Annotated in this window: 7 protein-coding genes; 2 read left to right on the top strand and 5 right to left on the bottom strand. The window is 62.0% G+C overall.

Going from position 1 to position 11,421, the window contains the following annotated elements; genetic code table 11:
* Positions 1–73 precede the first annotated feature (73 nt).
* Both IB256_RS07165 and IB256_RS07160 read left to right on the top strand, forming a co-directional pair.
* Positions 74–493, top strand: a complete 420-nt coding sequence (locus IB256_RS07165) for a group II truncated hemoglobin (protein WP_192294836.1) — start codon at positions 74–76, stop codon at positions 491–493.
* 397 nt (positions 494–890) lie between these two features.
* Positions 891–1,370: a DUF4823 domain-containing protein gene (locus IB256_RS07160; protein ID WP_192294837.1), complete on the top strand. Its 480-nt coding sequence runs from the start codon at positions 891–893 to the stop codon at positions 1,368–1,370.
* 215 nt (positions 1,371–1,585) lie between these two features.
* Here IB256_RS07160 and IB256_RS07155 read toward each other — a convergent pair whose 3' ends face one another.
* The 5 genes from IB256_RS07155 to IB256_RS07135 all read right to left on the bottom strand — a co-directional run bounded on the left by IB256_RS07155 (position 1,586) and on the right by IB256_RS07135 (position 11,188).
* Positions 1,586–3,037, bottom strand: a complete 1,452-nt coding sequence (locus IB256_RS07155) for an amino acid permease (RefSeq protein ID WP_192401875.1) — start codon at positions 3,035–3,037, stop codon at positions 1,586–1,588.
* Positions 3,038–3,183: 146 nt separating this feature from the next.
* The gene (locus IB256_RS07150) at positions 3,184–7,038 is read right to left on the bottom strand and encodes an autotransporter outer membrane beta-barrel domain-containing protein (RefSeq protein ID WP_192401873.1); all 3,855 of its coding nucleotides are present in this window, start codon (positions 7,036–7,038) and stop codon (positions 3,184–3,186) included.
* Between the two features lie 285 nt (positions 7,039–7,323).
* Positions 7,324–9,723, bottom strand: coding sequence for a TonB-dependent siderophore receptor (locus IB256_RS07145; RefSeq protein ID WP_192401871.1), 2,400 nt, complete (start codon positions 9,721–9,723; stop codon positions 7,324–7,326).
* A 92-nt stretch (positions 9,724–9,815) separates the two neighbouring features.
* Positions 9,816–10,658 (bottom strand): FecR family protein, encoded by an 843-nt coding sequence (locus tag IB256_RS07140; RefSeq protein WP_318653559.1) that lies wholly within the window; start codon positions 10,656–10,658, stop codon positions 9,816–9,818.
* The gene (locus IB256_RS07135) at positions 10,655–11,188 is read right to left on the bottom strand and encodes an RNA polymerase sigma factor (RefSeq protein WP_151187369.1); all 534 of its coding nucleotides are present in this window, start codon (positions 11,186–11,188) and stop codon (positions 10,655–10,657) included. Before IB256_RS07135 ends, IB256_RS07140 begins: the two co-directional genes overlap by 4 nt.
* Between the last annotated feature and the right edge of the window lie 233 nt (positions 11,189–11,421).

Genomic DNA, 11,421 nt, shown 5'->3' with positions numbered 1-11,421 from the left:
GCACCAGCCTGGGGCCATCCGCCGACGCGCCGGGTATGATCGGGTTTCCCAAAACTTCAGCGAGCCCCCGAACGTGAGCAGCACCCTTCCCTTCGGCACAGGCGATGCCTCCTACCAGGCCGCTGGCGGAATCGACGGCCTGCGTCGCCTGGTCGACGACTTCTACCGGTTGATGGATGAACTGCCAGAGGCGGCAGACCTGCGCCGCATGCACCCGCAAAGCCTGGAGCAGTCGCGCGACAAACTGGCCTGCTTCCTCAGCGGCTGGCTGGGCGGCCCAAGGCTGTTCAGCGAAAAATACGGCTCCATCTCCATCCCGTCCTTCCACGCCCAGTGGCCCGTCGACGAAGCTCTCAGCGCCGCCTGGCTGGGCTGCATGGAGCGCGCCATTGCCCTGCAGCCTTTCTCGCAGGATTTCGCCGATTACCTGCTGACGCAATTGCGCGTGCCGGCGCACCGGGTGGTCCAGGCGAGCCAGGCGCGGCACAGCTGAGGCACCTCCGTCGACTGCCCGGCCATTGTCCATTCGAGAGGTCTCTGGCCGATGGCCGGCCGCCACGACGGGCAGAGGCCAGCCAGACGCGGACTACAGCAGCGAATCAATCATGTAGGTCTGCTGTCCGCTGCTTCGGCCCATGCTGGCTGCATTGCCTCAAGTGACAAGTCGCTACCAGCCGACTGAAACACACTTAAAAGCTGATCCGGTCGAGTCGTGCATCCAGGCGCCGTAAAAACATGGCGAAACAATGGCGCGCACGGGTACTCTTTGAACCCGGCTTTCACCCTCACCAGAGGGTGGCTGCACATCACGCCAAGGAAAGAAGATGATCCCGGTTTCAGTCTCAAGGCTTCTAGCAGTCGCAGTATTCGCGTTTTCGTCAGTGGGCTGCATGGACTCGACTCACTTCGTCAAAGACGGCAAGTCGACCGGCCTGCCCTCCCACTCCAGCTACTACGTGGCTCTCCCTGAAGATGGGCAGTACGGCGCGAAGCCCTACCCTGGCTCGGGCAAGATGACCGCCAGCACCATTAAGTCCGCACTTCAGAAGAACTCGCAGAAGGTGACGAGCTCAAATCGCGTCGAAGACTTCGATCAAGCCCTCAACAGCGCCCGTATCGGTGGCTACAGCTACCTGGTTTTCCCCACCATCCTGCACTGGGAAGACCGCGCCACCGAGTGGAACTTCATGCGCGATAAGGTCGAAGTAAAGATCGACATCGTGGATGTCTTCTCCGGCGAAGCGGAGAGCTCCACTGTGATTGAGGGTAAAAGCGGGATTGCCACCCTGGGTGGCGACCATCCTCAAGACCTCCTCCCAGATCCGATCAACGAGTACTTCCGCTCAGCGCTTTATGGCACCGTTCAGTAAATCGCTACCCGCAGGATCAGCAGACATTTACCGTCAGGTCACCCACATGTTTTTCGTCGGGTGCGCCGCGCACAGGAGGCCAGATCGGTGATCTCTTCGGTGCGTACGGCCCCCCTCGGAGATCGTTTGCTCATCGAGTTCGATAGATGCCTCCGCCCGGAAGCTGCCTTTGCCCAGGGGCAGCAATCGGCCACAAGCAGACGTTGGCGCCCCTCCTAAAGGGTCAGATGACCAGTCCATAGCCCCAGCAAACCAGCAAGCGCCATGGCGACAACGGCCAAGCAGACGACCCATTCCGGGATGGTCAGTCTCGAGCCCTGCTCGCGTTTGCCGAGGATGAACAGCGGCATGCCTATCGCCCAGACCACGGCGGCCAGCAGTACATATTTCAGGCCGGCGCCGTAGAGCATGAACAGCACAAAGCAGATGGCGAAGGCCGACAGGCCAAGTTCCCACCAGCGTCCATGCGCTTTTTCACCCTCGTACCCCCGACCGTTGCAGGCGCATTTGAACGAGTACATCGAGGACAGCAGGTACGGAATCAGGGCGAGAGAAGTGGAGAACGAAAGAAGCGCCAAATAGCCAGCGTGACTGAACCCGGCGACCAACATCATCGCCTGGGCTATCCCTGTGGTGAGCCACATGGCATTGCGCGGGGCACCGTTCTCATTCAGCCGGCCCAGCCAGGCGGTGGCACTTTTACCGCGTCCGGAGAGCATGACCTCCTCCGAGCTCAGCGCTACCCAAGCAATGAGCGCACCTACCACCGAGACGATCAGGCAGATGTTGATCAACATACCGCCCCAAGGCCCAGCCATCGCGGCCATGATGCCGGCCATGGAGGGCTGGTGTAGCTGGGTAATCTGCTGCGCCGGCAGGATGCCCAGGGCGAGCACAGAGGTGCCAACCAGCAGAAGCGAGACAATGATCGCGCCTAGGGTGGAGGCCTTTGCCACGTCCGAGAGTTTGCGAGCGCGAGTGGCGTAAATGGTACCCGACTCCAGGCCGATCAGCGTCCACATGGCGGCCAGCAACACCGTCTTGCTCTGGTCGAAGATCGAGGTGCCGTGGCTCTCACCACGGAAATCGGTCATGAACACCTTGCTGTCGAAGTGGTAGATGGCCAGGGCGAGGAACAGCACAATGGGCACCACCTTAGCGACGGTGGCGATGTTGTTCATCATGGTGCTGGTTTTCACGCCGCGCAGCACCAGGGCATTGATGATCCAGAGAAGCGCCGAGGCGACGAAAATGGCCGGCCAGGTGGTGCCGTCTCCGAAGTAGCTGAACACCCCGAAGGCGCCCAGGGCGCTGAAGATCACAACTAGATAAGAGGCGTTGCCGATGGCGTCACCTGCACCATGGCCGTAGGCACCAATGAAACCGCCGATATGGCCGAACCCTGCCTTAGACCAACCGTAAATGCCGTCGTCGATGTTGGGCTGGCGCAGGGTCAGATTACGGTAGACCGACACCAGTGAGAGCATCCCGAAGGCCACGATGGCCCAACCACACAGGATGCCCAGTGCGCCGGCCCCTCCAGTAAGCGTGGCCGGCAGTGCGAAGATCCCCGATCCAATGGCGCTACCGACGATGAGAGAGGTCAGGCCGAACAGGCCGACCTTGCCGTCGCCTGCCCCGCCTTTCACATGGGCTATGTGTTTCATTTTCGACTCCTTCCGAAGGATCGGAACCAGTTCCTGAATGCCTGCACTCAGTTCTAGTCCTGCCCCGTCTGTCAGACCTGACATAAGACAACCTCAGCCTGCTCAAGGCCTCGAACAACTTCGAGACCCTGGCAGCCCAGTCGTGGTTAGAAGATGTACTTGAAACCGACCATGGCGTCGTACCCATGGCTGTCGCCGTCAAAGGCCTCGCGGTAGCCCGCAGAGACGGTGAAGGTCACTTTCTCGCTGGCCTGGTGATCTATGCCGAGGTTCGCTTCCCACCAGGTGCCATCAATATCCGCCTCGAACGGGATGTAGCCGGACTGCGAGGAGAACTCGGTCTTGGGCTGCCCCTTGAATTCATGCCAGACACTAGGGCGAACCCAGCCCTGCGTGCGACGACGACTCTTGTCGCTACCTTCCGTCTCCCAGTCCTTGGCAATGCGCACGCCGAGGCGGCCGATCAGCGATTCGACATCCCGGAAGCGCACGTCGGCACCGACATCATCGCTGTCATCGAGATCGACGTAGCTGTAGATCACCTGGGCTTGGGGCTCGATCCACAGATCCTTGTCCGCCTCGTAGGGGTATCCACCCTCCAGCGAGCCGGTGTAGCCCCAGCCCCTGGTCTCCAGCTTGCCAAGCTCGTTGGGGCGCGCTTCGATGTCGTAGCGACTGACCTGCAGGACGCCATCCAGATACCAGCCTTCCGGGCCGAAGTGCGTCCAGTAGCCACCCAGGCTGTATGCGCGCAGCGTGTCATCGCCGGCGTTGCGGCCGGTGTAGTGGCTGACGCCGGCATCCATGCTGCCGATGCCCAGCGAGAAGCCCGCCTGGTCATGGCCGCCATCGGCCCGCTCCTTGCGGTACAGGTCGGCGCCCACCTGGAAGGCGGTCAAGTCGTAGTTGTATTCGGGGGTATTACCCACGGCGTCCTTGCGGTCGCCATCCTGCTTGCCGCTGCGGTAGATCACCCGGCCCCAACCCAGCGACGGCCCCCAGGTCGCCTCGTCTTCCGCCGGGGGCTCCTGCCAGGCCGTCGGACGCTCCTCTCCCACGCGCTCGTGCAGGGTATCGACCATGGTGCGGCCATAGACAAGGGCCAGCGCCGGCAACGCCCCGTACAGCGAGACTTCGGGACGGAAGTTCGGCGTGCGCGGCTCAGGTGGCGCAGGTGGAGTCGGAGGTTCCGGCGGAGTGGGCGGATCGGGTGGCGTCGGCGGGGTCGGCTCGATGTCCGAGCGCAGGTACCAGGTCTGGGTGCCCGAACCATCTGGCGCGCCACGATAGAGCTGGTACTCGTAGGGCCCGGCTACGACCCGGCGGGCCAGGCTGAACGCATTGGCGTCACTGGCAGCCACTGCCGTGTCCAGCAGGTTCACCACAGCGATACCGTTGCCCTCGGTAAGGGCCCCCTGTCCACCGACATTCCTAACCAGCAGCCCGGTGGAGCCTCCGCTACCTGTGGCGGTGGAATCCACCACCAGCATGTCCGAATGACTGTTCGGGCCGCCCTCGTTGAGCTCGCTGTTGAGCAACAGGCGCCCTCCGTTGGATACAAACACACCGGTTCCGGCGCTGCCGGCGACCTGGGCGTTGCTGATGAGCAATACGTTGCCCACCGCATGACTACCCCCGGTGAGGTCAATCAGGCCACTGTTGGTGAAGGTTCCTACGCCCAGCAACTGGCCTTGTACCGCGCCACCCAGCACTGGGGAGTTCGCACTCTGCCCAAGCGGCAGATAAGCACCCGTGGTGTCGAAGGTCAGAATGCCGCTGCTCGGCTGGGCGGCCAAGGTCAAGGTGCCGCTGTTGTCGATGCTGTTGCCTGCAGCGGTTCCGAGGTTGTTGACCGCCACCCCCCAAGTGTCCCGGACACCATCTCCATTGCTGTCGGCGTAGTTGCGCAGCGTCCAGGAACCCTGGTTGTCGAGGCTTACCTGAGAAGTAGCAGCGTTGATTGCGCCGACGATTGATCCGCCGTTATCAATGGTTACGGTGGCATCCGGGCCGTTGGCATCCCCCAGCACCGCGCGGTCGCTGAGGGCGCCGATGGAGCCGGTATTGGTCAGCGCCTGGGTCTCGCCGGCCAAAGACACACCCGTGCTCTGGCCCCAACCTCCAAGGATCGCCGCGCTGTTGGTGACGCTTGCCGATCCACCGACCGAGAGCGCATCGATACCCGACGCGATGCTCCCATGGGTCGTGATATTGCCGCTGTTCTCCACGCGGATAGTGGCCGCGCCGGAGGCCTGAGCCAGAATCCCCTGGCTGTTCGTATCTCCCAGGGTGGTAATCGCCCCACGGTTGATGACCGTCTGGTCGCCGGTCGCAGTTATTGTTCGTATGCCGCGCTGTTTATCGCCTCTGGCGACCAGCTCCCCGCTGTTGTCCACTGTGGCAGCGCCGACGCCTGTTCCCGTCTTGTAGGTGGTATTGGCAAGGATGGCAGCACCTTGGCCGTTTACATCGATCTTGGTTCCGGTGTAGGTGACGCTGGCATCCTCGAAACCGCTCTCTGCGCGTAACCCATACGCATCAATACCCGTACCTACGCCGCCCGAACCTTCAGAGTGGGTGGTGATGGTGCCGGTGGAGCTGACCGTTGCCTTGCCCTGCAGCGCAGTTGCGTAAATGCCATGAGCGTTCGTGCTGAGTGTTTCGAGCTTCTTGCCCGTGTAGATCACCGTCGCATCGCCATCGATGGATTCCAGGCGAATAGCGCTCGCCCCCGGCCCGCTCGTGATGATTTCACCGCTGTAGTTCACCAGGCCGTCCTGGGCGCTTGTGATGGTGATACCGTTTGCTCGAGTCGACACTGAACCGTTCTTGACCGTGATGTTGCCACTCCCGGTCAGGGTAAAGCTGCCGGTGCCGCGCTTGATGGCGTAAATACCCCGTGAACCAATCGCGTCGGTGTCGTTCCCCACTACCAGATCGCCGTCGTTCTGGATGCTGATATCGCCCGTCGCACCAGGATTGTCAGTAACGTAAATGGCGTGGCCGTTATTACCGGTGGTGGTGATATCGCCGCTGTTGACGATATGGATGCTGCCAGTGGTGGAGATGGAGCGGATGCCGAAGCCGTTCAGCCCGTCGGTGGTAATGCTTCCGGTATTGGCGAGGTTGGTCGTACCCGCACCACCCTCTGTGAAGATGCCGAAAGCGTTCTGACCCATACCGCGAATGGTCGCGGCGTTACTCACGGTCGTGTCGCCATTGACGGCGCGGGTGTGCACCCCAGCATGGTTGCCGGTTCCGGCCTGAGGGTCGTTTTCGTCGTCGATGTTTGGATCGCCTCCCGATAGCGGGTCGTTGTTGTCAACGGTAAGGCTGACGCCAGAACCCACCGTGGCATTCACGTTCCCACTGGAAACTGCCTTCAGCCAGATGTTGTTTCCGCCGTAAGTGAGGATGCTCCCAGTGCCGGCATGCTGGAACACGATGTCCCCGCCCCCGGAAGCGCTCACATCAATACCATCGCGCTCGCTGCCAACTGAGCGGTTATTGATGTTCACCTCAGTGCCGGCGCCAATCAGGACTGTCGATGAACCAGTGTTAGTGTTGAGGATGGCGACAGCGTCCAGGCCGCTGCCTCCTGACTGGATGAGATTGCTCCCGCTCTGGAAGTTGATGAGTGCTTCCCCAGTCCCCAAGATTCCACCCGTGATCTGAGCCTGTACCGCACTGACCGCAGTCAACGGTGTGCTCTGAACTTTAGTGCCGTTGAGCAGGATGCTGGTGTTCGCGTTGGCGGCGCGGGCAAGCAGGGAGTTTCCTGCAGCCGTGGTCACCTGGGTGCCGGTCAGCGTGGTGATGTCAGCCGCGATTCCGCTAGCCGGAGTACAGGTCTGGGTTGTCGTGTAGGTGCCGCTTTGCTGCCCACAGACAGCATGGGCTGTCTCCGGCAGCATCACCAGGGTGAAAGCATTGGCTATGGCGACGCCCAGAGCGGATCGGGCATAGGCAGGCAGGGAATGCCGCGTAAATGGCGGGAGCATGAAGAACCTCCTTGTTGCAGTTACATCCGTGGCAGTTTCGTTGCCTCGGCTGCACGCCGTACTCCCTATATCGTCGTGACCACCTGCCGGCTGGCGCTTGTAAGCGAAATGTAGCGCAAGGCGTCAAAATCGCTACAAATGAAGTGCAGGTCTTAGTGGCTCGAATTGCAGTGCCAGGTGTCCGCTATGGGTCGGAGGCAGGCATTGCAGCTCAACGAAAATATGACCGGCACCAACCCAGCGGCCTGTACCGGCCAGTCATCACGACACTGATACCAGTGCCCCTCAGAAGCCAGGGCTGTAGCGCACCGTCAACATCAGATTGCGCGGGTCACCGAAGCTGTTGGCGCCCCAGCTGTTGCTTATGTTCTGGTAGTAGCGCTTGTCAAAGGCGTTGTTCAGATTGGCCTGCAGCTGCCACTCCGCGGCGGGCTGGTAGGCCAGCATGAAGTCGCTGACGCTGTAGCCGCCCTGCTTCACGCCGAAGCTGGTGTAGGCGCTGCTCTGGGTACGGAAGCCACCGCCTACTGTCCAGCGATCCAGCTCATCGGGCAATCGATAGGTGGTGAAGACCTTGAACAGGTTGTAGGGCGTATCGCTGTCAAAGCGCTCGCCCTTCTCTGCCGAGTCGCTGGACTTGGTGTACTCGGCTCCGGCATAGGTGTAGCCGGCGGAGATCTGCCAGCCTGGCACCAGCTCGCCGCCCACTTCCAGCTCCACACCGCGGGTACGCACTTCGCCACTGGCCTCGTAGCAGGCGCTGACTCCCGGGGCGCATTGTGCGGATGGCAGCGACTTGGCGAGATTTTCCTGCACCAGTTGAAACAGCGCCGCACTGGCATTGAGCGCCCCACCGAAATACTCACCCTTGATCCCGGTTTCGTAGTTGGTGCCGGTCACCGGCTCCAGCAGGCTGCCGCTCACGCTCTGGGCTGCCTGGGGTTTGAAGATGCGAGTCCAGCTGGCGTAGACCGAATAGGTGTCGTTCAGGTCGTAGATGACTCCGGCATAGGGGGTGTACTCGCGAGTCGCCTTGTAGTCGTCGCCAAAGCTGTATTCGCCCGAATGGGTGAGCTGCTCATATTCGTACCAGTCCAGGCGCGAGCCGAGGATCAGGTGCACATCCTCGCGCAGGTTGAAGCGCGCTGTGGCGTATGTGCTCGACTGCTGCTCATGGCCATCGCGCGACCAGTTGTTGTCGATGGCCGGCTTGGGATAGGCCTTGGGGTCGAAGTGCTGCGGATCGACGATCACGTCCGAATCGATGCCGGGGCCGCCGGGGCCATCGTTGGTTTCGTCACGCCGCCAACTGGCGCCGACCACCAGTTCGTGGGTGGCGCCGAACAGGCTGAAAGGCCCGCTGGCGTACGTATCGATACTCTTCTGGGTGTGCTGGTACGTATAGCGGCCGATGTTCAGGTGGTAGGCATCGTTCTCGTCGGTGTAGAGGCTGCCGCCGAGCATGTCCATGTCGCCACGCAGCCAGGTCGCGTTGAGCCGCAGCTTCCAGTCGTTATCGAAACGGTGCTCTACTTCGGCAAAAGCGCTGCGGTTTTCCTTGTCCCAGTAGGTCCAGTCCGGCGCCGTGCGCGCGGAGCGTGAGAAGTCGAAGAAGCTGCCATCGGGGCGCGTGGGCAGACCGTTCCAGTCGGCGCCGGGATTGTCTTCGCGGTTGTACCAGGCTCCCAGCGTGAGGGTCGTGGCTTCGTTGAGATCGTACTCGCCGATACCGTAGAACAGTTGGCGCTGGTTGCCGTAAGCGTCGACGAAGCTGTTGCGATCCTGGTAGGCGCCGACGAAGCGGCCGCGCAGGTCGCCGCTGTCGCTCAGCTTGCCGCTGACATCGACTTCGCCCCGGTAATCGTCCCAGCGTCCGGCACTGCCGGTGAAAGTCAGCTGTGGCGCCAAGGTCGGGCGCTTTCGCACCAGGTTGAGGGTGCCTGAAGGATTGCCCGCGCCGACCATCAGGCCGGAGGCACCGCGCACCACCTCCACGTGGTCGTACATGGCCAGCGTCGAGGTACCGAGGGTGTCGCTGTCATAGGCCACCGGCAGGCCGTCGATCATGATGTTGTCGATGGCCGCGCCACGGGAGTAGAACTCCGGGCGTTCCCCACCGGTCTTGCGCAGGGTCAGGCCCGGCGTGTAGGTGGCGATGTCTTCCAGCTTCTGCAGGTTCTGGTCGTCCATGCGCTGGCGGCTTACCACGGTGACCGATTGCGGCGTCTCGCGCAGCGAGGAGGCCAGCTTGGTACCCACGCTCATGCTCCCGGTGGTGTAGGACCCGCTGTGCTCGGTGACTTCCCCCAGCTGCTGTCCGAGCACCTGAGTGGCATCCATTTCCAACACCGCATCAGTCTGCGGCGCAGCCACCAGGTAACTGCCATCGGCGGTCTGCTCCAGCCGCAGCCGGGTTCCCCGCAGCAGTTGTCGCAAGGCCTGCTGCACGCTCAGTTCGCCGCTGAGCGCCGGAGCCTGCAGACCCGCAGTTGCGTCCGTGGCGAAGAGGATGCGGGTGCCAGTCTGCCGAGCCAACTCGTTGAGCGCCCGATCCAGCGGTTGCGGCGGCAGCGTAAACGCATAGCGCGCTTCCTGTGCCTGCAGGGTGGAAGCGAGCAACAGGCCGCTTGCCAGTAGCGAAAGGCGCGCGAAACCGAAGCGGCGCGAGAGTACTTTAGTGTCCATTCAACTCCCCAGTGACACGATCAAATGACGTTCACAGGGATAGGCGGATGGCGACGCGGAAAAGGTGACGTCGCGTTGAAAATATTTTTCTCTCAGCGCGCGCCGACTTCGACGCTGCCATCCGGCCGGCGACTCACCTGTACCGGCAGGATCGACGGCAGCAGATCGATCAGCGCTTCAACCGCCTGGCTGTCGAACTCGCCTGACACACGCAAGCCCGTCACGCGCGGGTCCGCCAGGCGGATTGGCGCCGTGCGGTAGCGCTGGATATCGACCAGCACATCCTGTAGCGGGGTGCCGTCGAAACGGAGCTTGCCGTGCTGCCAGGCGATGGCGCGATCCGCGTCTACCGCCTGCACCAGTCCCAGACTCGAGCGGGTTGAGGTCATTTGCTGGCCCGCCTCCAGGCGCTGCTCCGGCGAAGTCGCATTGCCTACCGCGACGGCGCCTTCGAGTACCGTCACCGAGACACCGCGCCGGTCGCTGCGCACATTGAAGGCAGTGCCGATGTCCCGGACGGAAACGCCCTGGCTGCGCACGGTGAATGGCTTCGGCCCATGCGCCACGGTAAAGGTCGCCTCCCCTTCCACCAGTTCGATCTGCCGACTGCGCAGGCGACTCTCTACCTGCAGAACGGTGGCGCTGTTGAGAACAACCCGGCTGCCGTCCGCCAACAACAGGCTCTTGCTTTGCCCGACTGCCGTGCGCTGTTCCTCGCTGCGCCATGCAGGGTCGGCGACCCACAATCCCACGCCCAGCGCCAGCACGGAAAGGCCCCCCGCCAGGGTCTGCTTGCGCCGGCGCTGACGCGCGCTGAAGGCCTTGGCTTCGGCGAGCAATTCATTGCGCGAAGGCACACGAGTCTTGAGGGCCTCCTCGTAGGGCTGTAGTGGATCGTTGTCTTGTCGATTGCGTGCAGGATCTTGGTGCATCATCGGCCCGCCAGCGCCTGTCGCGCCGGTTCCCAATCACGAGCGATAGCGATCATGGCGCGGGAAAGATGCTTTCCCACCATGTTCAGGGTAATCCCCAGTTCGCGGGCAATGTCCTGGCGCGACATGTCGTGAATGCGATGCAACAGGAATATCTGCCGCGCGCGCGTTGGCAACGCTTCGATAATGGCGAGCAGGGCTTCCAACTGCTGCTCGAAATCCAGGGCGCAGGCACCATCCACCTCGTGCACGTGCCAGTCGGGCACCTCGGCGGACAACTCGAAATACGCATTGCGAGTATTGTCCGCCCGGCTGCGATCGATGGCCTTGTTGAAGGAAGCGCGGCGCAGGAACGCCAGCGGTAACTTGATGCGCTCCTTCGGCGGTTTCTCCAGGACTTGAACGCAGACATCATGCACGACGTCGCGCGCAAATTGGCTGCCCTGAAAACGCCGGCGGATGAAGTCGACGAGATCGTCGTAATGCAGAGCCAGCGCGCCAATCAGCTCCGCGCTTGGAGGAACCCGAGTCATTGCTTCCACTGCAATCAAATGAGATTGAGTCGCATTATATACAGCGCATCTCAAATGGCTAGTAGCCGCAGTTCGCAGGGCTTGAGGAGCCAGTGGCTCATTCGCGAGTGCGTGTACTAAGTGCAGCGAAAGGCAACTAGCGGCCAGGAGCGGACATTGACACGACCAAGTCGTCCATCACTTCAGAAGACATCTCAAATCGAACTGTCCCGCCACTACTAGACTGTCGAGCG

This window comes from Pseudomonas sp. PDM17, from assembly GCF_014851985.1.
Lineage (GTDB): Bacteria > Pseudomonadota > Gammaproteobacteria > Pseudomonadales > Pseudomonadaceae > Pseudomonas.
Note: the sequence above shows the minus strand (reverse complement) of the source record. Positions and strands in the feature narration are given on the sequence as shown.